At 52.6% G+C, this 23,001-nt stretch carries 27 protein-coding genes; 26 read left to right on the top strand and 1 reads right to left on the bottom strand.

Annotated features, from left to right (window positions below; genetic code table 11):
• From rlmD to L3J94_00175, 11 genes are all read left to right on the top strand, one after another.
• A complete protein-coding gene (rlmD, locus tag L3J94_00225) occupies positions 1–1,344 on the top strand; it encodes a 23S rRNA (uracil(1939)-C(5))-methyltransferase RlmD (GenBank protein ID MCF6217179.1) in 1,344 nt (447 codons plus the stop codon).
• Between the two features lie 9 nt (positions 1,345–1,353).
• Positions 1,354–1,830, top strand: a complete 477-nt coding sequence (locus L3J94_00220) for a CYTH domain-containing protein (GenBank protein ID MCF6217178.1) — start codon at positions 1,354–1,356, stop codon at positions 1,828–1,830.
• Entirely contained in the window at positions 1,820–3,292 is a 1,473-nt protein-coding gene (locus tag L3J94_00215) for an ABC transporter substrate-binding protein (GenBank protein MCF6217177.1), read from the top strand. The genes L3J94_00220 and L3J94_00215 overlap by 11 nt, the downstream gene beginning before the upstream one ends.
• A complete protein-coding gene (locus tag L3J94_00210; GenBank protein ID MCF6217176.1) occupies positions 3,276–3,800 on the top strand; it encodes a L,D-transpeptidase in 525 nt (174 codons plus the stop codon). The genes L3J94_00215 and L3J94_00210 overlap by 17 nt, the downstream gene beginning before the upstream one ends.
• Before the next feature lie 76 nt (positions 3,801–3,876).
• The gene (locus L3J94_00205; protein MCF6217175.1) at positions 3,877–4,248 is read left to right on the top strand and encodes a hypothetical protein; all 372 of its coding nucleotides are present in this window, start codon (positions 3,877–3,879) and stop codon (positions 4,246–4,248) included.
• Between the two features lie 19 nt (positions 4,249–4,267).
• Positions 4,268–5,194 carry an ABC transporter permease gene (locus L3J94_00200; GenBank protein MCF6217174.1) on the top strand — a complete coding sequence of 309 codons (927 nt, stop codon included), beginning with the start codon at positions 4,268–4,270 and terminating at the stop codon, positions 5,192–5,194.
• Positions 5,194–6,000 (top strand): ABC transporter permease, encoded by an 807-nt coding sequence (locus tag L3J94_00195; protein MCF6217173.1) that lies wholly within the window; start codon positions 5,194–5,196, stop codon positions 5,998–6,000. Before L3J94_00200 ends, L3J94_00195 begins: the two co-directional genes overlap by 1 nt.
• Positions 6,001–6,013: 13 nt before the next feature.
• The gene (gene nagZ, locus L3J94_00190; protein MCF6217172.1) at positions 6,014–7,060 is read left to right on the top strand and encodes a beta-N-acetylhexosaminidase; all 1,047 of its coding nucleotides are present in this window, start codon (positions 6,014–6,016) and stop codon (positions 7,058–7,060) included.
• 9 nt (positions 7,061–7,069) lie between these two features.
• A complete protein-coding gene (locus tag L3J94_00185) occupies positions 7,070–8,197 on the top strand; it encodes a mechanosensitive ion channel family protein (protein ID MCF6217171.1) in 1,128 nt (375 codons plus the stop codon).
• Entirely contained in the window at positions 8,190–8,741 is a 552-nt protein-coding gene (locus L3J94_00180; GenBank protein ID MCF6217170.1) for a hypoxanthine-guanine phosphoribosyltransferase, read from the top strand. Before L3J94_00185 ends, L3J94_00180 begins: the two co-directional genes overlap by 8 nt.
• A 5-nt stretch (positions 8,742–8,746) precedes the next feature.
• Complete coding sequence (locus tag L3J94_00175) at positions 8,747–9,487, top strand: S-methyl-5'-thioinosine phosphorylase (GenBank protein MCF6217169.1); 741 nt, start codon at positions 8,747–8,749, stop codon at positions 9,485–9,487.
• Positions 9,488–9,490: 3 nt separating this feature from the next.
• Here the strand turns inward: L3J94_00175 and L3J94_00170 are convergent, their stop codons facing one another.
• Positions 9,491–10,408, bottom strand: coding sequence for a peptidoglycan binding protein CsiV (locus L3J94_00170; protein ID MCF6217168.1), 918 nt, complete (start codon positions 10,406–10,408; stop codon positions 9,491–9,493).
• A gap of 156 nt (positions 10,409–10,564) precedes the next feature.
• On the opposite strand from L3J94_00170, the gene L3J94_00165 reads away from it, so the two are divergent.
• From L3J94_00165 to tolB, 15 genes are all read left to right on the top strand, one after another.
• Entirely contained in the window at positions 10,565–11,692 is a 1,128-nt protein-coding gene (locus L3J94_00165; protein ID MCF6217167.1) for a response regulator, read from the top strand.
• 201 nt (positions 11,693–11,893) lie between these two features.
• A complete protein-coding gene (locus L3J94_00160; protein ID MCF6217166.1) occupies positions 11,894–12,442 on the top strand; it encodes an RNA polymerase sigma factor in 549 nt (182 codons plus the stop codon).
• A complete protein-coding gene (locus L3J94_00155) occupies positions 12,439–12,789 on the top strand; it encodes a hypothetical protein (GenBank protein MCF6217165.1) in 351 nt (116 codons plus the stop codon). The genes L3J94_00160 and L3J94_00155 overlap by 4 nt, the downstream gene beginning before the upstream one ends.
• Positions 12,776–12,994: a hypothetical protein gene (locus L3J94_00150; protein MCF6217164.1), complete on the top strand. Its 219-nt coding sequence runs from the start codon at positions 12,776–12,778 to the stop codon at positions 12,992–12,994. Before L3J94_00155 ends, L3J94_00150 begins: the two co-directional genes overlap by 14 nt.
• Positions 12,987–13,433: a DUF3106 domain-containing protein gene (locus L3J94_00145; GenBank protein ID MCF6217163.1), complete on the top strand. Its 447-nt coding sequence runs from the start codon at positions 12,987–12,989 to the stop codon at positions 13,431–13,433. Before L3J94_00150 ends, L3J94_00145 begins: the two co-directional genes overlap by 8 nt.
• A 41-nt stretch (positions 13,434–13,474) precedes the next feature.
• Positions 13,475–14,344, top strand: a complete 870-nt coding sequence (locus tag L3J94_00140) for a hypothetical protein (GenBank protein MCF6217162.1) — start codon at positions 13,475–13,477, stop codon at positions 14,342–14,344.
• Positions 14,345–14,437: 93 nt separating this feature from the next.
• Positions 14,438–16,309, top strand: a complete 1,872-nt coding sequence (locus tag L3J94_00135) for a DUF4382 domain-containing protein (protein MCF6217161.1) — start codon at positions 14,438–14,440, stop codon at positions 16,307–16,309.
• A 210-nt stretch (positions 16,310–16,519) separates the two neighbouring features.
• Positions 16,520–17,278 (top strand): YebC/PmpR family DNA-binding transcriptional regulator, encoded by a 759-nt coding sequence (locus tag L3J94_00130; GenBank protein ID MCF6217160.1) that lies wholly within the window; start codon positions 16,520–16,522, stop codon positions 17,276–17,278.
• Positions 17,279–17,354: 76 nt separating this feature from the next.
• Entirely contained in the window at positions 17,355–17,846 is a 492-nt protein-coding gene (ruvC, locus tag L3J94_00125) for a crossover junction endodeoxyribonuclease RuvC (protein MCF6217159.1), read from the top strand.
• Entirely contained in the window at positions 17,846–18,463 is a 618-nt protein-coding gene (ruvA, locus tag L3J94_00120; protein MCF6217158.1) for a Holliday junction branch migration protein RuvA, read from the top strand. The genes ruvC and ruvA overlap by 1 nt, the downstream gene beginning before the upstream one ends.
• Positions 18,464–18,469: 6 nt before the next feature.
• The gene (gene ruvB, locus L3J94_00115; GenBank protein ID MCF6217157.1) at positions 18,470–19,510 is read left to right on the top strand and encodes a Holliday junction branch migration DNA helicase RuvB; all 1,041 of its coding nucleotides are present in this window, start codon (positions 18,470–18,472) and stop codon (positions 19,508–19,510) included.
• Positions 19,511–19,572: 62 nt separating this feature from the next.
• The gene (tolQ, locus tag L3J94_00110) at positions 19,573–20,247 is read left to right on the top strand and encodes a protein TolQ (GenBank protein ID MCF6217156.1); all 675 of its coding nucleotides are present in this window, start codon (positions 19,573–19,575) and stop codon (positions 20,245–20,247) included.
• Positions 20,244–20,675 (top strand): protein TolR, encoded by a 432-nt coding sequence (gene tolR / locus L3J94_00105; protein ID MCF6217155.1) that lies wholly within the window; start codon positions 20,244–20,246, stop codon positions 20,673–20,675. The genes tolQ and tolR overlap by 4 nt, the downstream gene beginning before the upstream one ends.
• 2 nt (positions 20,676–20,677) lie before the next feature.
• Positions 20,678–21,661 (top strand): cell envelope integrity protein TolA, encoded by a 984-nt coding sequence (gene tolA / locus L3J94_00100; protein MCF6217154.1) that lies wholly within the window; start codon positions 20,678–20,680, stop codon positions 21,659–21,661.
• A 14-nt stretch (positions 21,662–21,675) separates the two neighbouring features.
• Entirely contained in the window at positions 21,676–22,992 is a 1,317-nt protein-coding gene (gene tolB / locus L3J94_00095; GenBank protein ID MCF6217153.1) for a Tol-Pal system beta propeller repeat protein TolB, read from the top strand.
• Positions 22,993–23,001 lie beyond the last annotated feature (9 nt).

The raw sequence follows: 23,001 nt of genomic DNA, 5'->3' as shown, positions 1-23,001 counted from the left end.
ATGGCACGCAGAACCAGAAGAAGACGCTTTAAAAAAGTCCCCGCCGGTCAGGTGACGGTCACTATTGAATCACTCAGTCATGAGGGGCGCGGTGTGGCACGGGTTGATGACAAAGTAGTGTTTGTGAATGGTGCACTTGCTGGGGAGGAGGTGGTGATTAGCTATGTGCGCAGTGCCAGCAAGTTTGACGAGGCACAGGTTGATGAGGTGCTAACCGCCTCAGAAGATCGCACTGAGCCAAAATGCCCCCACTTTGCAGTGTGTGGGGCGTGTAGCCTGCAACATATGCACAGCGATAAGCAGATTGAGGCTAAACAGGCTCAATTGCTAGAGCATTTTGCCCACATCGGCAAGGTTGTACCTGAAGCCGTGTTGCCACCGTTGACCGGCCCGCTATGGGGCTACCGTCGCAAGGCACGGCTTGGGGTGCGTAATGTGCATGGCAAGGGGCGCGTGCTGGTGGGGTTTCGTGAGCGTTACAGCCCCTACCTGGCCGATATGCACCGCTGCGAAGTGCTACACCCCGATGTGGGTGAGCGGCTGGATGAACTCTCTGAATTGATCGGTTCGCTGGATGCTCATAGTGAGATCGCGCAGATTGAAGTGGCGGTGAGTGATGATGTGACCGCAATGGTTTTCCGTAATCTGGTTGCCCTTAGTGAGGGGGACCGTGAAAAACTGATCGCCTATGCCAAGAGAACCGGCATTCATCTCTACGAACAGCCCAAGGGGCCAAAAACGGTAGCCGCGCTGTGGCCAGTAGAGGGTGAGCTGTTTTATCGTCTCCCTGAATATGATATTGAGATGAAGTTCCGCCCCGGTGATTTTACCCAGGTGAATACCGATATTAACCAAAAAATGATTCCCAAAGCGTTGATGCTTTTAGATATTCAGCCCCATGAAACGGTGTTGGATCTATTTTGTGGCTTGGGTAATTTCACCTTGCCACTCGCGCGTAAGGCGAAGCATGTGGTGGGTGTAGAAGGGGATGAGGGGCTGGTGCAGAGAGCGATTGAAAATGCCCGGCGCAATGGTATCGAGAATGTGGAGTACCATGTGGCCAATCTGGCAGAAGATGTCTCGCAGCTGGCGTGGATGGCGCAGCACTACGATAAAATTCTCATCGATCCGGCGCGCAGTGGTGCGTTGGAGGTGTTGCACCAACTGGCTAAATTCACCCCAGAAAAACTGGTCTATGTCTCATGCAATCCCGCAACACTGGCGCGAGATGCGGGTGTACTGGTGAATGAGCATGGTTATCGCTTGAAGAGTGCAGGGGTGATGGATATGTTTCCCCACACCACCCATGTTGAATCGATTGCGCTGTTTGAGCGTAAGCGCTGAGGTGGTTTCATGGCCCAAGAGATTGAGAGAAAATTTCTGATAGTGAATGACCGCTGGCGTGATAACGCAGGGCCAGGGCTCTCTATCCGTCAGGGTTATTTGGGGGATGCTAAGCACGCTTCAGTGCGAGTGCGCATTGAAGGTGAACAAGCCAATATTAACATCAAGGGCGTGACGCTAGGCATCAGCCGCACGGAGTATGAGTATCCAATACCTCGGGATGAGGCGCTGGAGATGTTGAATAACCTCTGTCAAAAACCGCTGATTGAGAAGCACCGCTACCAGGTGAAAGTGGGCGATCATCTCTGGGAAGTAGACTTGTTTGAGGGAGATAATGCGGGTTTAAGGGTGGCTGAGGTTGAGCTAGAGAGTGAAGATCAGCCCTTCGAAAAGCCACCTTGGGTAGGGGATGAGGTCTCAGATGATGCGCGTTACTATAATGTCTGCTTGGTAAACCACCCCTACAAGGATTGGGATGATCGCTAAACATCTACTCTGGCTGTTGCTCATTTTGGGGCTGGTGGGGTGTGGCTCACCACCACCGGAGGGGCTGCGTTTTGCGATCGCCAATGCACCCGTAACCCTTGATCCTCGCTTCTCTACCGATGCCACCTCGGCGCGGGTCAATCGACTGATTTATCAACAGCTGATTGATTTTGATGAGGCCAATCGTGCCGCGCCGGCCCTTGCTCAATGGCAGCAGCTGGGTGAGCGTCACTACCGCTTTCAACTGACGGGTGACCCACGCTTTCATGATGGAACGCCGCTACAGGCGGCGGATGTGTTGGCCACCTATCAATCGGTTCTTGATCCGGGCACTGCCTCACCCCACCGTGCGACGTTGATGCTGATTGAGTCAATGGTCACCCTTGATGAGCGGACCATTGATTTTCACCTCAATAAAAGTGACCCACTTTTCCCCGGCTATCTGGTCATCGGTATTCTTCCCCGCAAGCTATTGGCCGCCCAACACCCCTTCAACACCCAACCGGTGGGCAGTGGGCCATTTAAGTTTGTGGCGTGGCCGGAAGAGGGGCGTTTGCAACTGGAGCGGCTATCCGACCAACGCTCAGTGACCTTTGTCCGGGTAAAAGACCCGACTGTACGCGCCCTGAAGCTACTGCGTGGTGAGGTGGATCTGTTACAAAACGAGCTGCCAGCCGAGATCGTGCAGCACCTCGTTGCAGAGGGGATGCAGGTTGAGCGACGTGCGGGCTCCAACTTCAGTTATCTTGGTTTTAACTTTGACGACCCGCTTACCGGACAGCAAGTGGTGCGTGAGGCGATTGCCTATGCGCTGGATCGTGAGTCGATTATTCACTACCTGTTTGCCGACGGCGCACAGCTGGCCACCTCACTGTTGCCCCCCTCCCACTGGGCGGGTCACCCCGGTTTGACACCTTACCCCTACGACCCTGAACGTGCCCGTCAACTCCTCTCATCTATTGGGGTGAGTACAAATAAACCGTTGAGAATCTCTTATAAAACCTCAAGCGACCCTTTTCGAATTCGCTTGGCAACGGTGATTCAGCAGCAGCTGGATGAGGTGAATATTAAAGTTGATATTCAGAGCTACGACTGGGGTACTTTTTATGGTGACATTAAAAAAGGGGTGTTTCAGATGTACAGCCTCGCCTGGGTGGGAATTAAAACCCCGGATATCTACCGTTATGTCTTTCACAGCGAGGCCATTCCCCCCAACGGAGCCAACCGTGGGCGATATGTGAACCCGGAAGTGGACCGGCTGATTGAACAGGCAGAGTCGGCATCTACCCAGGATATGCGGGTGGCGGCGTATCGGAAATTACAGGCGCTGGTATATAAAGAACTCCCCTATGTGCCTCTCTGGTACGAAGAACACCTCTACGTAGCGCGTCCCGACATTCAGGGTTATGTGCTCTCCAGTGATGGCAACTACGATGGTTTGATTCATGTACAGCGGCAGTGACTCTCCACAACATATTGTCGTCTCAATTGCTGATCAGCAGCTTGAGTTGCGCGAGGGCGACCGTTGTCTAAAGCGCTACACCGTTTCGACTGCTGAAAATGGCCCGGGTGAGCAGGCAGGTAGTGGCTGTACTCCTCGGGGTTGGCATCTAATTCGGGCGATGATGGGTAAAGGTGCTCCCGAAAACAGTGTCTTTGTAGGGCGGCGTGCTAGCGGTGAAATCTATACCCCGGCACTGGCTAAAAAACATCCACAACGGGATTGGGTGCTGACGCGAATTATGTGGCTGTCGGGGCTGGAGGTCGGTAAAAATCGCCTGGGGCGAGTAGACAGTATGCGGCGCTACATTTATATTCACGGAACCCCTGATGAACTGCCCATGGGCAAGCCGTTATCACACGGCTGTATCAGGATGAGAAATCGCGATATAGTGGCGCTGTTTGCGTTGTTGGAAGGGCGGTGTAAGGTCTTTATTAGTGAAGGACCTCTGCAAAAGGGTGATGGTTAACATGATTGGGACGAGAGATATGAAGTGTGTGAGACGCTCACTTAAAAAGGAAAGTGGAATCTACAGGTTAACGGTGATGGGGTTGGTCTCTCTGGTGGTCTTACTGTTTATTTCAGCTTGCAGCACCAGTATGGGCACTCGAGGCGACTTCAGTGAAGATGATCGCAAGGTCATCTTGGCCTATTTCGGTGAAATGGCACCCCCCCCCACACCCGGCCCGGGCACCTATCGCACCCAGCCTGCGAAAGTAAAGAGTGTTCGCAATCAACCCAGTGTTATGAACAAAAAACTGGCAAGGGGAGCTGGATTTCCACTGCCCAAAAAGCTGGAGAGCATGTTGTCGCCGCTAGATAGAGGTCTTGCCCGGGCGATGGTAGGCTGGAATGTGGTGATTGTGGATGTTTCATCTCGAAGGGTGATTGATCGTGTACACGCGATGGGGTATTGATCATTAGAGCGGCCCCTGCATGATTAATTTCATCGCCTCACGTCTACTCAGTGCCTTTGTTGTCGTGCTGGGTGTCAGTTGTATTGTTTTTCTGTTTATCCACATGATCCCTGGCGACCCTGTCGAAGTGATGCTGGGAGAGAGTGCTCGCCCCGCAGATCGCCAGGCGCTGCGTGAAGCGCTGGGGCTGCATCTGCCGATCTTTCAGCAGCTACAAAACTACTACATTGGCCTGTTTCAATTTGACCTGGGGCACTCGCTGCACTCCTCGCGTCCGGTGCTGGAGCTAATGGCTGAGCGTATACCGGCTACCCTCGAGTTGGCACTCGCCTCATTGATTGTTGCGGTCGCTATCGCCTTTCCACTGGGCACCATTGCAGCGATTCGTCAACATACGCTGTGGGACCAAGGGGCGATGGGTTTTGCACTGATTGGTGTCTCCATTCCCAATTTTGTGATGGGGCCGCTGCTGATTCTGCTCTTCTCGGTGATGCTGGGCTGGCTGCCTGTTTCTGGGCGCGAGGGCTTCGCTTCACTGCTGTTGCCCGCCATTACGCTGGGCAGCGCGTTGGCTGCGGTGTTATCCCGAATGGTGCGCGCCTCACTGCTTGAGGTGCTCTCGGAAGATTACATCCGTACCGCCCGCGCAAAAGGGCTGAGTGAGTGGCGGGTGGTCTGGCTGCACGGTGTGCGTAATGCGCTGCTGCCGGTGGTCACCCTGCTGGGGTTACAACTGGGAGTATTGCTGGGTGGCGCAGTGATTACCGAGACCATCTTCTCTTGGCCCGGCATCGGCCAGCTCACCATCGAAGCGATTCAGCGCCGCGACTACCCGGTACTGCAAGCGTGTGTGCTACTGATCAGCCTGGCCTATGTGGTGGTTAATACCCTCACCGATCTGGTTTATGGCTGGCTTGATCCGCGTATCCGTTTAGGGGAGGTGTGATGCCGATACGCTTATGGTTTCCCCTCGGTATCGTTTTGCTGTGGTTGTTGATGGCGCTGTTTGGGCCATTGATGGGGCTGCAACCCAACCAAATTGAGCTGTCAAAAATCCTGTTAAGCCACGATAGTGCGGCGTGGCTGGGGTATGATGACTTGGGGCGACCACTCTGGGATCGCCTAGTGATGGGTGCACAAACCTCCTTTATGGTGGCCGTCGGTGTGGTGACTATTTCACTTCTATTCGGCACCTTGGTGGGTGCAGTGAGCGGCTATCTTGGTGGTTGGTTCGATCACCTGGTCACCCGTATTATCGATATATTTCTGGCCTTTCCGGGTATTCTTCTGGCGATTGCCATGGCGGGTATTCTGGGTCCCGGGGTCGAGAATGTGGTGATTGCTTTGGCGGTAGTGGGTTGGGTTGGCTTTGCCCGCCTGAGCCGTGCTCAGGTGTTGGCGATTAAGCACCGTGACCATGTGCAGGCTGCGATTGCACTGGGCGTTTCGCCAGTGCTGATTATTGTGCGCCACCTGATTCCATTAATCATGGCACCGCTGATAATTGAGGCAACCTTTGGGGTTGCCTCAGTGGTGATTGCAGAGGCGGGATTGTCATTCCTCGGTTTAGGGGTGCAGGCACCCGAAGCTTCATGGGGGAGTATGATTCGCGACGGAACCCGCTACCTGCTGGTAGCCCCGCATATGATTCTCGTGCCGGGTGTGGCTTTGATGCTGGTGGTGTTGGCCGCTAATTTATTGGGTGACCAGCTGCGGGATCGCCTGGATGTTCGTTTGCAAAACAGTCGTTAATGGAACAGTTACTATGTCGCTTGGCCCTCTCATGTTGGATCTTCAAGGGGTGGAACTCACCGCTGAAGAGCGTGAAATTCTACAAAATCCGCTCGTAGGGGGGGTGATTCTGTTTAGTCGCAACTATGAAAGCCCCGAACAGTTGACGGCATTGATCAGTGAAATTCACACGCTACGCAAACCAAAACTACTGGTGGCGGTCGATCATGAAGGGGGGCGCGTGCAGCGCTTTCGTTCAGGTTTTAGCCGTCTGCCAGCGGTATCCCAAATCGGTGTGAACTATAAAGAGAGGCCACGCTATGCAAAAGAGCTGGCTGAAACCGCCGGTTGGTTGATGGCCGCAGAGCTTCGAGCGGTGGGGGTCGATTTTAGTTTTGCCCCGGTGCTTGACCTTGATTATGGACAGAGCGAGGTGGTGGGTGATCGCGCTTGGCATCGTGACCCACAAGCCGTGGCTGAGCTGAGCCACGCCTATATGACGGGTATGCAGTCGGCGGGAATGGCCGCGACGGGCAAACACTTCCCCGGTCACGGCTGGGTCAGTGGCGACTCCCACACGGCGATGCCGGTGGATGAGCGTCGCTATGAAGATATCTACCCGGATGATATTTTACCCTTTGAGCGCATGATCAACTACGGCATGGCCGCCATTATGCCAGCCCATGTGATCTATAGCCGCTGCGATGAACAACCGGCAGGCTTTTCACCCTTCTGGTTGCAGGAAGTGCTGCGCAGACGTTTGAATTTTCAGGGTGTTATCTTTAGTGATGACCTCAGTATGGCAGCAGCGGGTGCAGGTGGTGGGTTTGTTGAACGTGCCGAAAAGGCGCTGGATGCGGGCTGCGACATGCTGTTGGTGTGCAATGATCGCAGCGCCGTACTCGAAATATTACAAGGGCTTAAGGATCGCAATGATGCCGCCTCCCACAGCCGCCTGGCGCGAATGCATGGGCGACACCGCGTGACTCGGGTAGAATTACTACGCGACCCCGCGTGGGAACAGGCGGTCATGGTGATGGATAGGCTGCACGATGATGATGAACTACTGCTAGATATATAGGGCAAGATAATGATCGAAGAGCTGATGACAACCCTGGGGTTACCCAAGGATGGCAACGGGTGGATTGTTCAGGTATTTGTGGTGGTGTTTCTGGTGCTGCTGCTGAACTTCATACAGAAGCGTGTTTTCTTACGCATCGCCAAACAGGCATCGAAGACCGCCAACCCGTGGGATGATGCGCTGATTAGGGCGATTATCAAGCCACTGTCGCTGTTAATCTGGGTGGTCGGGCTCACCTTTGCGGCAGAAATGGTGCAGGGCATAAAGGATCAGCCGATCTTTTCCGCACTGGCCCCTTTGCGTGATGTGGGGGTGATTTTCGCCCTGGCCTGGTTTCTGATTCGCTTTATTGGTGAGACTGAAAAAAACCTGGTATCACTGAAACGTGTGGATGTTACCACCGCCAGTGCCTTCGCCAAACTGCTACGGGTTTCAGTGATGATAACCTCCGTGCTGGTGGCGCTACAGACCCTCGGTTTCAGTGTCTCCGGGGTGCTGGCTTTTGGTGGGATTGGCGGTCTGGCGGTGGGTCTGGCAGCAAAGGATCTGCTGGCAAACTTTTTTGGTGGGTTGATGATTCATCTCGACCGGCCCTTTTCGATTGGCGACTGGGTGCGCTCACCGGATAAAAATATCGAAGGCACCGTAGAGGAGATCGGCTGGCGCTTGACCAAAATCCGCACCTTCGATAAGCGGCCACTCTATGTGCCCAATGCCACGTTTACGACCATCTCGGTAGAGAATCCATCGCGCATGAGCCACCGGCGTATCTATGAAACCGTGGGTATTCGTTATGATGATATTGGTGAGATGCCATCTATTGTGGCTGATGTCGAAGCGATGCTGCGCTCACACCCCGAGATTGATACTAGCCAGACCTTGATGGTTAACTTCAACCAATTTTCAGACTCATCGGTCGATTTTTTTGTTTATACCTTTACCCACACCACTAACTGGGTGAAATTTCACACCATAAAACAGGATGTGTTATTGAAAATAAGCGATATTATTGCCCAGCATGACGCTGAAATCGCATTCCCCACATCAACCCTCCATCTTGCAGACTCACCGCAATTTTCTGGTGAAGCGTTGAGTGGCTCCCCTTTAACTCCAGATCGAAAATATGACCATGAATGAGACAGCCCCCCACGCCTGGCAGATCTACCAAGAGTCAGACTGCCTATACAATGAACAGCAGATCCAGCAGGCGCTGGATAATATGGCCGCCGAGATTACCCAGCAGCTGGCAGATAAAAACCCACTGGTTTTGAGTGTCATGAACGGCGGCCTGATAACCGCAGGCCAACTACTGCCCCGTTGCCTGTTTCCGCTGGAGATGGACTACCTGCACGCCACACGATACAACAACAGTACCGAGGGTGGCGAGCTGACTTGGCTAGTGAAGCCACAGAGTGACCTACAAGGGCGTACTGTGCTGATCGTAGATGACATTCACGATGTGGGTGCCACGCTTCAGTCGATTATTGATGAGTGTTATCGTGCGGGTGCTGAAAGGGTATACAGCGCTGTTCTGGTTAATAAACTACATGACAGAAAAGTAGAGATGCGCGCCGACTTTGTTGGGTTGGATGTGGAAGATCGCTATATTTTTGGTTGTGGAATGGACTACAAAGGTTACCTGCGTAACCTGCCGGCGATCTACGCCATGAAAGAGAAGTAAGGGCTATGGCTAAAACGGCATTTATTGGCGGTACCGGACTGGCTTCGATGGCGGGGCTGGACGTTATACAGCGGCAAACGCTAGAGACACCCTACGGCGCACCCTCTGGCGAATTGACCACCGGTAAGCTGGCTGGGCACGAGGTGGTTTTTCTTGCCCGGCACGGCGAGCACCACACCATTCCACCCCATCGAGTGAACTATCGGGCTAACCTGTGGGCACTGCACTCAGTGGGTGTTGAGCAGATTATTGCGGTAGCGGCGGTAGGCGGAATAACCGCCGCTATGGGGCCGGCCCAAGTGGCCATTCCAGATCAAATTATCGATTACACCCACAGCCGCGAAGCTACTTTTTATGATGGCGGAGAGCAGCCGGTTGAGCATGTTGATTTCAGCTATCCATACAGCGAAACAGTGCGTAAAAAACTACTGGAAGCCGCCCAAGAAGTGGACTTTTCCGTTGTGGCCGGTGCAACATATGGGGCAACCCAGGGGCCGCGCCTAGAGAGTGCCGCCGAGATTATCCGCATGCAACGGGATGGTTGTGACCTGGTGGGTATGACCGGAATGCCCGAGGCGGTTCTGGCGCGGGAGCTGGGTGTGGATTATGCCTGCTGTGCCGTGGTCGCTAACTGGGCCGCTGGCTGCGCTGAAGGCATTATCACCATGGCAGAGATCGAGCAGACACTGGAGCTGGGAATGCAGCGGGTGCGTCAGCTGCTGACGCGGGTGATTGTAGCGGTGTAGTGACTAAGGAACGGTGCCAGTTGCAGGCTCAGTAGCGGCTTGCTCAGCCTCTTCTACCTCCTCAACCGGTGGCGTGTAATCACGCACCACCAGTAACATCCCAAAACGTGGATGATCAAAATAGTGCAGCTCCTGCTTGCGTACCCGACGGTTTTCATCAATCCTGAAATAGTGATTCTCATGCAGAGAGGCCGGCTGTCGCAAGGGGATGCTCAGAGGCGTTAATAATTGATCGGGAGAGTTGAAATAGTCGCCATTCCCCGCTGTGTGCAAACGTGTTGAAATATTATTTAGAAGCAGTTGGTGAGGAACCACTTTTGCCGGTTTTGAAAGCAACAGATCACTCTCTACATGAAGGTAGCGACTCAGGGAGAGGCGAATATAACCGAAAATGTGGCTCTGTTCTCGCCACACAGCGGTTTGCTCGTCGGGGGGAGGCGGTGTCTTACCCCTCTCGTCAATAAGCCCCAAATAGGACTCCACACTAATCTGCCGCTCTGTTGCATAAGGGTAGATCAGAATCGCCGGAGCCAGCTCACGGCTCAGCCCGGGTTGTCGCCAGCCGATGTGCAGCAGGGGTTTATAGGCCGGATTTCTTTTCAGACTTTTGAATGCAGTAGAGAGCTGAAGCTGTGGTTTTGTTAATTGCTGATACGCTGTTTCAACCGCTTTACCCTCATCGGAGCCAGGTTTGAAAGGGGGGGTTAGCTCAAGGGTGTCGATCAATTCGGGTGTTATCACCCGCTGGTTTAATACCTCATGGAATGGCTCCTGTTTTGAATTTCGCTCAAACAGAATGATCTCAACCTCATACCAGGGAGCGGGTTCTGATTCAGCTTGTAGCCAATTGGAACACAAGAGTAGCGAGATAAGCAGCAGATGTTTTATGGCGCTATTGTTTGTAAAAAGGTTTCTAGTCATTAGGGTTATGTTACGCAAGTTGACCGGTCACGTCACCGTTTTAAGCCGATTTAGATCTATCTCGGATATTTTCCTGCATTTGGCCATGAAGTGCTCATTTTTATCACTACGATGTCGTTATAGTGGCAATATCTTGAACCGCACAAGAGTCTACTTATGTCAGATAAAGCCCCTACTGTTTTTATCATTGAAGATGACCCCGCCTTAATGGAACTGAATGCGCTGCATATCGCCATGGAGGGGTACGAGGTGCTGCGTGCAGAAAACGCCGAAGAAGCTCTGGCGCTAATGCAGCAGCCAGCGCTATCGGCAGACCTGATTGTTTCAGACATTGTTATGCCAGGTATGGATGGTTATGCGCTCTGTACAGAAGTACACAAACTGCCCACATGGCAAGAGGTGCCCTTTATCTTTGTCAGCTCCCTCTCCACCCTCGAAGAGCGCCTGAAAGGGTATGAAGTGGGCGGCGATGACTACATCACCAAGCCCATCGACCCCAAAGAGTTGGTGCAAAAAATTGCCCGAGTGTTAGATGTTCGGAATAAAAACCACCAGCTAAAAGAGCAGATAACCCAGACGCAGAGTGTGGCGATGCAAGCGATGACTTACTCAAGTGACCTGGGTCAGGTGATCGAGTTTTTTAAGCATAGCGTGTCATGTGAGAGCTACGCTTCCATTGCCGAGCTGTTTTTTGAGTTTATGCGTAATAATGGCCTGCACAGCTCGATTCAGTTTCACACCCCCCACGGACAGCTCAATTTTGGTGACCAGGGCGAAGTGTCGCCACTTGAAGCCAATGTGATTGAGATGTCACGTAAAAAATCCCGTTTCTTCGATTTTGGCAGTCGCACCATTATCAATTACCAGGACTTCTCCATTCTGATAAAAAACATGCCCATTGATGATCCTGACAAATATGGCATTTATAAAGATACTATTGGCACGCTCTGCAACGCTATTGAAGCGCGTGTCACGGTCATCATGAATGATGATAAAAATAGAAAGCGTCAGGCGCTGGTCGATGCCATTCAGGATGCAATGCGTGAGCTAAAGCAGACCATGGCAGAGATGCAAAAAGATAACATGGCAGTCATCGAAACCATGGTCAATGATGTGGATAACGCGATGATGGTGCTGGGTTTAACCGATGAAGAGGAGAACCGCATCCGTGAAATCGCCATGAAAACCACCGATGCGATTGAAGCAGTATTTGGCCGTGTAGTCTTTATCGAAGCGCAGTTTGATACTGTAAAGGCGCGCCTCGACGATGTTTTTAACGATTAGCGCGCGCTTTCTGCCTCCACCCTCCACCCCTCTATAGTCAGCCTCCTCTGCTTTACCCTCAGTTCAGCTACACTCAATTTATGAGCTATTCGATTAGCATGAAAAAAATTCACAAGCGTGTCAACCAACGCCAGGTTGATGCGTTAAAGACTTCATAGGATCACCCCAAGAGAAAAATGTGAATTTATTGATACTCTGGCAATGCAGCCGCCCAACGGAAAGGTCGGGGGTGGTGTGATAGAGCAGTTTCTCTCTCGTGTGGAACGCCGTGCTTACCGAATGGCCTATATTGCAACCGGCAGCCGCGAGGATGCGCTGGATATCGTGCAAGATGCCATGATTAAACTGGTACAAAAATATGCATCAAATGATGAGGCCGAATGGGGGCCGCTTTTTCACCGCATTATGCAGAGCCATATTCGAGACTGGTACCGCCGCAGCAAATTTCGTAACGGCCTGCGTAGACTGATTGGTTGGGGTGACGAAGGTGACCCTATGGACAACCTGCCATCCACAAAGCGGTGGCAACCCGACGAACAGCTGCAAGCAGAAAACACCATGGATCTATTGGATGCGGCCATTCGCCGCCTGCCACTGCGCCAACAGCAAGCTTTTTTATTGCGTTGCTGGGAGGGGCTGAGCACCGCAGAGACCGCGGCTGCCATGGGCTGCTCCAGTGGCAGTGTAAAGACCCACTATTCGCGTGCATTAAAAGCGTTACGTCATCATCTGGAGGGGCAATCGTTATGAACGAAGATGAACAAAATACTCGGTTTGCCGCACAGCTGAAATCCCGGCTTGACCAAACAGAGCGAGCACTTGATGTGGCCACCGTAGAGGCGCTGCGCGTTGCACGCCAGCAAGCACTCACCGCGCCACGTCACTTGGGTTGGAAGCTGCCCAGTGCCGCTTTTGCCTCGCTGGTTTTTGGTGCTCTGCTGGTCAACAGCGTAATGGTATCGAGTGAGCCACCTGTGCCGGTGGCGTTATTTGAGGATATTGCGCTGTTAAGCGCCGAAGAGGATCTGGAGATGTATGAAGATATTGACCTTATTCTCTGGTTGATGGAAGAGGAGAGCAGCCGTGATTTGGGTTAGCCAACAGCGCACCCTTCTGTTGGTGCTGTGGCTTTTTTGCACGGTGGTTTATGCCGAGGATGATGAAGCGCTCCCTCTGGTGCTGTTTGAATTTATTGCCGAGTGGCAAGATGAGGAGGGGCACTGGGTCGACCCATTGGCGTTAGCCGTTAATGACGAAGAGCCAGTGGCCGGTGAAAAAGATGAGGAGCGTCGCGATGATTAATCGACTACTGTTTGCACTTCTATTAATGAGTATTAGCCATGGACTAATTGCCGACACCACACACACTGCCTGGAGCGAGTTGAGTGCAGGCCAGCAGCAGTTATTGAAGCCGTTTGCTGAACAGTGGGGCAGCCTTCCCGCAGCGCGTCAGCAGAAAATATTAAAAGGCATCGAGCGCTGGGAAAAATTGACCCCCCAGCAGCGCCAGCAATTTAAAAGGCGCTTTGAGCGCTGGCAACAACTCCCCCCTGATCGACGAGAAAACGTGCGCAAACAGTTTCAACGGTATCTTGTCATGACACCGCAAAAGAGAGAGAACATACGTCAACGCTACCAACGATTTAACCAACTACCGGCCGCACAACGGCAACAGCTACGACAGCGCTGGAATAACTTGCCCCCACAGGTAAAGCGGCGGATTATAGAGCATCGTCGTTAACCAAAAAGACTCGCTACAAACCCCTGTGGATAAAGTAGAAAATGAGCGTTGTCAGTCACCCCTTTAGCCTGCTGTGCCAGCCGAGTGCCGTTTGTCTGCTCCTACTGACTTCATACGCTCACGCCGCAGACAGCCGGTCATCACTCACCCTCGAAATCGGTTTTGATGAGCAGGGCAACCAGAGCCAAACCCTCTATGCCGACTCGACACTGCCCCACAAACGACAGCTATCCCTCGCGGCTAGTCAGCAAAAAAACAGCAACTCAAATGCCAAACAGTACGCCATCAACCTGGGAAGTGATCCCTACGCACCGCTACACCTCTCTATAGGCTATGACCACTGGCAGAGCGGTGCTGGCTTTGAAATAAACAGCCAAAATTTAGTGATCGGCTTAAACATAGCGCAGTGGTATATCGCCCTTAGCCCGATTCAACGCGAGATTGAAATTGAGGTGTTGGCTCGACCAGGCGCACGTAGAAAAATCAGCCTTTCCGCCACAGGCTTCACCCGCTCACTACGCTACTTCACTGCAAGTGGCTGGCAAATGGGGTTTCGCTACACCGAGTATCGCTACACCGAGTATCGCTACACCGAAAAGCTCAGCCGGCTTGACCCAGTGCGCAGCCCGAGAGTGGTGCGGCTCTTTACACCCCATGTATTGAGCCAGGCTCTGGGGCTGGATAGCCGTAACGGCTATTTTGACCTGGGCTTCCCCTTTAAAACGCTCTATGTTGTCTTGACCCTTGGCCAGAGCCAATCTGCGGTTGATGGCCGTCGCACTCATATCGCCCTAATTGACCACTACATTCCGCTCACAGACGAGTGGGAAGTTGGCATCGGCTTTGGTCAGCAGCGCTTCGCAGCTGAGGCCATTACCTTTAGTAATTTGGCGTTGACCTATGAGTGGTAAATGGTATTCACTTGTTAGTACAACGAGGTGTCAACCGATTCACACGTCGTGCGTTATAGCCGTTGATAGCCAGACAACGTGGAGAGCGTGACAATGAACAGTGAAAAAATAGAGCGATCAAAATATCAACCAACCTTGGCCATTCGCCATGGACTCATGGCGCTACTACTCAGCCTGGTGCTCATACTCAGTGGCTGTAACGATAGCGGATCCGATGTCAGTAGCGGCGATGGCGAGCTCTACATTAGCCTCACCGATGCCGAAGGGGATTTTAGCTCATACACCGTTGATGTGACCGCCATCAGCCTACAAAAAGCTGACGGCACCGTCATCGAAACCCTACCCATCACGACACGGGTAGACTTTGCCCAATATGTCGACATGAGTGAGCTTCTCACTGCGGCCACCTTGCCCTCAGGCGTCTACGTTAAAGGCACTCTGACAATAGACTACAGCAACGCCGATATCTGGGTAGAAGATGGCAACGGTGTGCCAGTACAGGTTGCACCTGAAAACCTGCGGGATGAAACGGGCACCCCCCTGAACAGTACCGTGGATTTGTCGGTGCGCCTAGAAGACCACAATACACTGCTGATTGTTCCTGGCCTGCCCTCCCACCTGACACTCGACTTTGACCTCAACGCCTCACATCAAACCGACTTCACAGGTGACGCTCCCGTGGTCACAGTCAGGCCAGTACTGGTGGCCGATATTGACCTGGAAAAAAACAAACCACACCGGGTTCGTGGTCCGCTACAGCATGTTGACCTGGCCGATAGCAGCTATCAGATCTATCTGCGCCCCTTCCATCAACGGCTCTCAAGCCGTCATCGCGGCGACTTTGGGGAGTTAACCGTAAAAACCACAGATGAAACCATCTTTCAGATCGATGGAGAGATGTATAAAGGCGAGCGTGGCTTACAGATGCTAGCATTAAAAGAGCGCTTCACCGCCACCATTGCCCTGGGCGACCTGACACTCAACCCTCGCCAGTTCGAAGCGCGTGAAGTCTATGCGGGGCGCAGCGTACCGGGAGGCGAGCAGAGCGTAGTAAAAGGCAATGTTACTTCTCGAAATGGAGAGTATCTGACAGTGCGCGCTGCTACGCTGATTCGTAGCGGAGGCGGTACTGGCTACAGGCAGCAGATCATCGTAACCATCGGCCCGGATACCAAAGTAACCAAACAGCTCTCCATGGAAGATCATGACATTGCCGCCATCTCCGTAGGGGCGCGGGTCACCATCTTTGGAGAAATTACCCCCTCCATCACTACCGTACTGGCACTGGATGCTCAAGAAGGCTTAGTCCATTTAGAGATGACAACCCTCAGCGGCAGCGTGGTGGACAACAACCAAGGCGTAGTGATGAACCTGGAAGCCATCGACCGGCACCGTATCGCACCGTTTGACTTTACTGGCACCGGCACCTCCAGCGAATATGATGCCGATCCCGCACACTATGAACTCGAAACCGCCACCCTCGACAGCACACAGCTCAAGCCGAACGACCCACTCCGTGTGCGCGGTTTTGTCACCCCGTTTGGCACCGCACCGGCAGACTTCACCGCGCACACACTGATCAGCTCAGGCACACAACCCGCGCTGATGGTAATTGACTGGGCACCCGCCTCAGCCAGTGCTATCAGCCGGTTAGACAACAACGGCATGGTACTCAACTTGGAAGGCGTGGGCCGTTTTCACCACGTTAGCCTGCGGGGAGAGCGCATCGACCTCACCACACAAGCCGCTCCGCCCACCCTGCTTGCGGGTGAAACGGGCATGAGTCACTACGTTATTATCCAAGGAGAGTCATACCACCTGCACCAGAGCTTTGAATCGTTTGTAACCGAACTGAAAAACGTACTCAGCAGTGGCGGTACCGTCAAACGATTAGAAGCACCCGGTGAATACCTGAAAAGTGATGGCTCACTAACCGCACGGCGCTTGACGCTTTACATGCAATAAAATCACACCCACTCACCCCCCATCAAACGATGGGCCGGTGAGCCTCTTTGCCCCCACCCAAGCATCGCTATCTGAAGATGGACTCCTACGAGGAGAGCTACCCACTACAAATCACATAGAGCCGATATTTTAAAGCAAGCTGGCTCTTTTGAGAGCCGTGCGGGAGTGGTAGACTGTCGCCATTCATTTTTACTGGACGGTAGGTAGGATATGGCAGGTCATAGTAAGTGGGCGAATATTCGCCACCGCAAGGGCGCTCAAGATGCTAAGCGCGGTAAAATTTTTACCAAGCTTATTCGTGAAATTACGGTTGCGGCTAAGGCGGGTGGCGGCGATCCGGCAACCAACCCTCGACTGCGTACCGCGATTGATAAAGCCTTAGGCCAAAATATGACCCGCGATACCATTGAACGCGCTACAAAGCGGGGAAGTGGTGATGTTGATGGTGAGAATTTCGAAGAGATTCTCTATGAGGGGTACGGTATCTCTGGTGTGGCGGTGATGGTGGAGTGCTTGAGTGATAACCGTAATCGAACGGTTGCGGAGGTGCGCCACGCGTTTACAAAGCGCGGCGGCAATCTGGGTACGGATGGTTCGGTCGCCTATCTGTTTACCAAACAAGGTATTTTGAGTTACTCCGCCGGCAGCGATGAAGATAAAATCATGGAGGCTGCGTTGGAGTCAGGTGCGGAGGATGTGCTGAGTCACGAAGATGGATCGATTGATGTGGTGACTACGCCAGAGAGTTTTGTGGATGTAAAAGAGGCGATGCTTGCAGAAAATTTGATAGCTGAAAATGCGGGTATTACCATGACCCCGAGTATGACGGTGGTGCTTGAGCTGGACGATGCGGAGAAAATTATGGGGCTGATCGATATGCTCGAAGAACTTGATGATGTGCAAAATGTCTACACTAATGCTGATTTTTCGGAGCAGGTGCTGGCTGATCTGGAAAGCCGGATCGGTTAGGGAAATTCATGATGACTTTACGCAAGCTCAAGCGCCCTCCCTTTTTTGCGATCACTCTGTATTCAGTGTCGCTGTAGTGCGTATTCTTGGAATAGACCCCGGCTCTCGTATTACCGGCTTTGGGGTTATTGAGGTGACGCAGGGGCGTATTCAATATGTGACCAGTGGCTGTGTCAGGGTTGTCGGAACTGGGTTTCCTCAGCGTCTTAAAGAGGTTTTTGATGGTGTGCGGCAGATTAGCCAGCATTATCAGCCCGACTGCATGGCCATTGAGAAGGTGTTTGTACATAAAAATGTGGACAGTGCTCTTAAACTGGGGCAGGCGCGGGGTGCGGCAATTTGTGCGGTGCTTGAGCAGGTGCTGCATGTTTATGAGTATGCGCCCACGGAGATTAAGAAATCGGTTGTGGGTAAAGGACGTGCGGCAAAAAATCAGGTACAACACATGGTGATGGTGTTGCTTAAGTTGCCCGCTATGCCCCAGGAAGACGCCGCCGATGCGCTGGCGGTGGCACTCTGCCATGCACACACACAAAGTACGCTGCAACGATTAGGGAAAAATAGATAATGATAGGTCGATTACAGGGTATTTTAGTCGCAAAGCAGGCGCCTGAGCTGCTGGTGGATGTGCAGGGTGTGGGGTATGAGGTGAATGCGCCGATGAGCACGGTTTATCAGCTGCCCGCGCTGGGTGAGGCGGTTGTGCTGCATACTCATATGGTGGTGCGTGAGGATGCCCAGCTGCTTTACGGCTTTGCTTCACTTGAAGAGCGCACCCTGTTTCGTACGCTGATTAAGGTGAACGGGGTAGGGGCTAAGTTGGCATTGACCATTCTTTCGGGTATTGCGGCCGATGATTTTGTGCGCTGTGTGCGCGATGAGGATGCCGCCACGCTGGTGCGCTTGCCGGGCATCGGCAAAAAAACCGCTGAACGGCTGATTATTGAAATGCGAGACCGGTTTAAGGATTGGCAGGGAGGTGACCTGGAGTCACTCGGGAATTCAGCTAACCCCAACACCCGTACACCCTCTGTGGAAGATCCGGCTAAAGAGGCGCTCTCGGCGCTGATTGCGCTGGGCTACAAGCCTCAGGAAGCGAGCCGCCTTATCAAGTCGCTTGATACTGATGGTAAATCCAGTGAGGATATTATTCGAGCATCACTGCAATCATCGGTGAAGAAGTGATCGATTATGATTGAGACCGATCGTCTAATCAGCGCGGCCCCAAAAGTCAATGAAGAGGAGCGGGTAGACCGCGCAATTCGCCCGGTAAAGCTGGCCGACTATGTGGGGCAACCTGTTGTGCGTGAGCAGATGGAGATTTTCATCTCGGCGGCAAAGGGGCGTGCGGAGTCTCTTGATCATGTTTTGATTTTTGGCCCGCCTGGGCTGGGTAAAACCACTCTCTCCAATATTATTGCCAGTGAGATGGGGGTGCATATTCGCCAAACATCGGGGCCGGTGCTGGAGCGTCCCGGCGATTTGGCTGCGATGCTGACAAACCTTGAACCCCATGATGTGCTCTTTATTGATGAAATACATCGCCTATCGCCCATTGTGGAGGAGATTCTCTATCCGGCTATGGAGGATTTCCAGCTTGATATCATGATCGGTGAGGGGCCAGCAGCGCGTTCAATTAAATTGGATTTGCCGCCCTTTACGCTAGTGGGTGCAACCACCCGGGCAGGGTTGCTGACCTCTCCACTGCGGGATCGTTTTGGAATTGTGCAGCGTCTGGAGTTCTATTCGGTTAAGGACCTCTCTTATATTGTGGGCCGTTCGGCGGCTATTCTGGGTATTGAGATGGCACCGGAAGGTGCGGCTGAAATCGCCCGGCGCGCTCGGGGAACCCCTCGAATCGCCAATCGACTGCTGCGCCGGGTGCGTGATTATGCCCAGGTGAAGGGCGATGGGACGATTGATAAATCAGTCGCCCAGTTGGCCCTAGAGATGCTGGATGTGGATGACGAAGGCTTTGATATGATGGATCGTAAGCTGATGCTGGCGATTATCGAAAAGTTTGAAGGCGGCCCGGTGGGGCTGGATAACTTGGCGGCAGCCATTGGCGAAGAGCGTGGTACGATTGAGGATGTATTGGAGCCCTATCTGATTCAGCAAGGTTTTATTATGCGGACACCCCGTGGGCGCATTGTCAGCCGGGCGGCTTATCTCCATTTTGGCCTGCTGCCGAATCGAGAGTTTGCTGTGGATGGGTGTAATGGTAGTCACTAAAAGTGGGGTGCTATATTAATGAGTGTTATTTTTACCCCTCAAGATGAGTTTGGAGATTTTTAATGGCAACTGATATGTCATTTATACACCTGATTACCCAGGCCAGCGTGGTTGTGCAGCTGGTGATGCTACTGCTGTTGCTGGCATCGGTAATGTCGTGGTTTATCATCTTTCGCAAGGGTCAATCGATTCGAAAGGCACAACGAGAGGCTAAACAATTTGAAGATCAATTCTGGTCGGGTAGTGATATTACCGAGCTCTACAAGGGCCTCTGTGCGAATGAAAAAAACAGCGGTATGGCGGCCATTTTTGAAGTGGGTTACCGCGAGTTTATGCGTCAAAAAAGCAGCGCGGGAAGCAATCCTGAGGCAGAGCTGGAAGCGTGCCAGCGCCGGATGCGGGTGGCGCTCTCCCGTGAGCTTGATGAGCTGGAGTCACAACTACCATTTTTGGCCACGGTTGCATCCACTAGCCCCTACATCGGCCTGTTTGGTACCGTTTGGGGAATAATGAACTCTTTTCGGGCGTTAGGCTCCGCTAATAATGCCACGTTGGCGATGGTTGCGCCGGGTATTGCCGAGGCGCTGATTGCCACCGCACTAGGGCTATTTGCCGCTATTCCTGCGGTGATTGCATACAATCGTTATGTCAATCAGGTTGACCGTATCAACAATCAGTATGAAAACTTTATGGAGGAGTTTTACTCGCTGTTACATCGTCAGGCGTATAGCTCATGAGCGCAGGCCCCATTCGCAAACCGATAAAACGTCGGGCGATGGCTGAAATTAATATCGTCCCCTACATCGACGTTATGCTGGTGTTATTAGTTATTTTTATGATCACCGCTCCACTGCTTGCACAAGGGGTAAAGGTTGACCTACCCCAGGCGAGCGCGGAGCCTATAGTGCCGGATGAGAGTGATCCGCTGGTGTTGACGATTGATCATCAGGGGTTGTACTACCTAAGTGTCGGTGACGAAGAGGAAGCGGTGGATGCGGATGTGATGATGGCCCGTGTTGCCGCCGTGCTGCGCCGCAATCCGCAGACACCGGTTATGGTACGAGGTGATCGCAATGCCAGTTATGGTGATGTGGTGCGCGCCATGACACGTCTGCAAGCCGCAGGAGCGCCGAGTGTTGGCCTTGTAACCGAGTCAGATAACTAACCATGTTGAGTGAAATCGCCAAGCATCCACTGCTTTTTATTGGCTCTCTGTTGATGCACCTTATGCTTGCTGGGCTGCTGCTTTATGGTGTTGAAATTGAGAGTCCAATGCCCAAACCTGAAACCGTTGCAGTTGTTCAGGCGATGGTCGTTGATGAGGCCAAAATTCAGCAGGAGCTGCGTAAGCTTGAGGCGCATGAGAAGGATAAGCAGCAGCAGGCAGAGGCAGCGCAGCGGCGACTGACGGAGCAGAAGCGCCTGGCAGATGAGGCAGAACGGAAACGAAAAATGGAAGAGCGTCGTCTGAAGGAGGCTGAGGCCAAGCGCAAACAAGAGCAGCAAGCTGCCCGCAAGGCGGAGCAGCGCCGCAAAGAGGCAGAAAAGCAGCGCCAGGACGAGGAGGCGGCACGCAAAGCGGCCGAACAACAGCGCCATGCTGAGGCGCTACGTACCAAAGAGGCGGCATTGGAACAGCAGCGAGCTCAGGAGGTGCAGCGTATTGAAGAGGATAAGAGGCGAGCCGCAGAGCAGCGCCGCCTGGCTGAAGAGGCTGAGCGTCAAGCCGAGCTAGAGGCGCAGCAAAAAGAGCAGCAGCGCCGTAAGGCAGAAGAGCAGGCACGCCGTGCAGAAGAGACGCAACGCATGCGTCAACAGCTGGAGGCTGAGCAGCAAGCACTGGCTGCGGAGCGTACTAAAAAAGTACAAAATGAGGTGGATCGTTATAAACTGTTAATCGCACAAAAAGTCGAGAGTAAATGGCGAAAACCAGCCAGTATCGCTGATAACCTGGTTTGTGAGGTGTTGGTTAAGATGATACCGGGTGGTGGTGTGGCGCTGGTACAGATTGTAAAAAGCAGTGGCAATCAAGTGTTTGATCGCTCCGTTGAGGTGGCGGTTCGAAGTGCTGAGCCACTTCCGCTACCGGCAGATGCCACTATGTTTGAGCATTTTCGTGAAATTCGTTTTCTATTTGACCCACAAGAGTAACCAAATTTACCGTGATGAATAGCCTGACAAAAATATTTTCCTACCTGGTGTTGATGTCGTTTCTGCTCTTGGCGACCTCACAGACCCGTGCCGCCATGACCATTGAAATTACCCAAGGTGTGAGTGGCGCGCTGCCCATTGCCGTGGTGCCCTTTGGCATGGCGCCCAATGTCCTTCTTCCCCAGGATGTTTCTGCTATTGTGCAGGCCGACCTGATTCGCAGCGGTCGCTTTAAGTCGGTGAGTGAGAAGGACTTCATTACCCAGCCCCATGAAGGGCATGAAGTGAACTTTCGTGACTGGCGTCTGTTGGATGTCCCGTACCTGCTGATTGGCAAGGTGAGTAGTCGCGAGGCGGGTTATTTTGATATTCAATTTCAACTGTTTGATGTCTTCAAATCTGAGCAGATGGAGGGCGTTATTCTACGTAATGTGACCGAGGATCGCTTGCGTGGCGCGGCTCACCAGATCAGCGACTTGGTTTATGAGGTGTTAACCGGCGAAAAAGGGGCATTTAGTACACGCATTATGTACGTGGTTGCAGAGCCTAAGCCGGGTAACCGTGATTTATACTCTCTACAGGTTTCAGATATTGATGGTTACGGCCCGCAAAAAATATTGACCTCCAGTGAACCGATCATGTCACCCTCATGGGCACCCAATGGTGAGTGGGTCGCCTATGTCTCGTATGAGAGCAACGGGAGTTCAGCTATTTTCGTTCAGGAGGTGGCTACAGGGCAGCGGCGCATGGTCAGCAATCATCAGGGGATTAACGGCGCTCCGGCATGGTCGCCTGATGGTAAACAGTTGGCACTAACCCTTTCCAAGGGCACCAACCCGGATATTTACATCTTGGACTTGGCATCGAACAAATTACAACGTATAACAAAGAACTATGCAATTGATACCGAACCGAGCTGGGCACCGGATGGGAAGAGTATCGTCTTTACGTCAGATCGAGGGGGGAATCCACATATTTATCAGTATCACCTCTCTGATAAAAGCATCAAGCGTGTTACGTTCGAAGGGCGCTATAATGCGCGTGCTTCATTTTCACCAGATGGTAAGCTGTTAACTTTTATTCATCGGCCTAATAAGAAATTTAATGTGGCAGTAATGGAAATGGCAACCGGAGCAGTGCAGATTTTAAGTGATGGGCGATTGGATGAATCACCCAGTTTTTCTCCGAATGGAAGCATGATTATCTATGCAACAGAAGATCGCTATAGTGGTGTGTTGGCGGCGGTTTCTGTTGATGGCAGTGTAAAACAGCGTTTGGCGATGCAGGAGGGTGATATTCGTGAACCTGCATGGGCACCCTTTAATAATTAATTTAGAAAG

The sequence above is a fragment of the Gammaproteobacteria bacterium genome (assembly GCA_021647245.1).
Lineage (GTDB): Bacteria > Pseudomonadota > Gammaproteobacteria > RBG-16-57-12 > RBG-16-57-12 > JAFLJP01.
The sequence above is the reverse complement of the archived record's forward strand: the minus strand, read 5'-3'. Positions and strand labels throughout refer to the sequence as shown.

Excerpts from the sequence above, each read along its gene's own strand:
- ruvA (MCF6217158.1), top strand. The coding sequence starts at position 17,846 with ATGATAGGTCGATTACAGGGTATTTTAGTCGCAAAGCAGGCGCCTGAG.
- L3J94_00215 (MCF6217177.1), top strand. The coding sequence starts at position 1,820 with ATGATCGCTAAACATCTACTCTGGCTGTTGCTCATTTTGGGGCTGGTG.
- L3J94_00145 (MCF6217163.1), top strand. The coding sequence starts at position 12,987 with ATGATTAATCGACTACTGTTTGCACTTCTATTAATGAGTATTAGCCAT.
- L3J94_00155 (MCF6217165.1), top strand. The coding sequence starts at position 12,439 with ATGAACGAAGATGAACAAAATACTCGGTTTGCCGCACAGCTGAAATCC.
- rlmD (MCF6217179.1), top strand. The coding sequence starts at position 1 with ATGGCACGCAGAACCAGAAGAAGACGCTTTAAAAAAGTCCCCGCCGGT.
- L3J94_00200 (MCF6217174.1), top strand. The coding sequence starts at position 4,268 with ATGATTAATTTCATCGCCTCACGTCTACTCAGTGCCTTTGTTGTCGTG.
- L3J94_00185 (MCF6217171.1), top strand. The coding sequence starts at position 7,070 with ATGATCGAAGAGCTGATGACAACCCTGGGGTTACCCAAGGATGGCAAC.
- L3J94_00140 (MCF6217162.1), top strand. The coding sequence starts at position 13,475 with ATGAGCGTTGTCAGTCACCCCTTTAGCCTGCTGTGCCAGCCGAGTGCC.
- L3J94_00205 (MCF6217175.1), top strand. The coding sequence starts at position 3,877 with ATGGGGTTGGTCTCTCTGGTGGTCTTACTGTTTATTTCAGCTTGCAGC.
- L3J94_00195 (MCF6217173.1), top strand. The coding sequence starts at position 5,194 with ATGCCGATACGCTTATGGTTTCCCCTCGGTATCGTTTTGCTGTGGTTG.
- L3J94_00135 (MCF6217161.1), top strand. The coding sequence starts at position 14,438 with ATGAACAGTGAAAAAATAGAGCGATCAAAATATCAACCAACCTTGGCC.
- tolQ (MCF6217156.1), top strand. The coding sequence starts at position 19,573 with ATGGCAACTGATATGTCATTTATACACCTGATTACCCAGGCCAGCGTG.
- L3J94_00170 (MCF6217168.1), bottom strand. The coding sequence starts at position 10,408 with ATGACTAGAAACCTTTTTACAAACAATAGCGCCATAAAACATCTGCTG.
- L3J94_00160 (MCF6217166.1), top strand. The coding sequence starts at position 11,894 with ATGCAGCCGCCCAACGGAAAGGTCGGGGGTGGTGTGATAGAGCAGTTT.
- ruvB (MCF6217157.1), top strand. The coding sequence starts at position 18,470 with ATGATTGAGACCGATCGTCTAATCAGCGCGGCCCCAAAAGTCAATGAA.
- L3J94_00180 (MCF6217170.1), top strand. The coding sequence starts at position 8,190 with ATGAATGAGACAGCCCCCCACGCCTGGCAGATCTACCAAGAGTCAGAC.
- L3J94_00210 (MCF6217176.1), top strand. The coding sequence starts at position 3,276 with ATGTACAGCGGCAGTGACTCTCCACAACATATTGTCGTCTCAATTGCT.
- tolA (MCF6217154.1), top strand. The coding sequence starts at position 20,678 with ATGTTGAGTGAAATCGCCAAGCATCCACTGCTTTTTATTGGCTCTCTG.
- L3J94_00175 (MCF6217169.1), top strand. The coding sequence starts at position 8,747 with ATGGCTAAAACGGCATTTATTGGCGGTACCGGACTGGCTTCGATGGCG.
- L3J94_00165 (MCF6217167.1), top strand. The coding sequence starts at position 10,565 with ATGTCAGATAAAGCCCCTACTGTTTTTATCATTGAAGATGACCCCGCC.
- L3J94_00220 (MCF6217178.1), top strand. The coding sequence starts at position 1,354 with ATGGCCCAAGAGATTGAGAGAAAATTTCTGATAGTGAATGACCGCTGG.
- tolR (MCF6217155.1), top strand. The coding sequence starts at position 20,244 with ATGAGCGCAGGCCCCATTCGCAAACCGATAAAACGTCGGGCGATGGCT.
- tolB (MCF6217153.1), top strand. The coding sequence starts at position 21,676 with ATGAATAGCCTGACAAAAATATTTTCCTACCTGGTGTTGATGTCGTTT.
- L3J94_00130 (MCF6217160.1), top strand. The coding sequence starts at position 16,520 with ATGGCAGGTCATAGTAAGTGGGCGAATATTCGCCACCGCAAGGGCGCT.
- nagZ (MCF6217172.1), top strand. The coding sequence starts at position 6,014 with ATGTCGCTTGGCCCTCTCATGTTGGATCTTCAAGGGGTGGAACTCACC.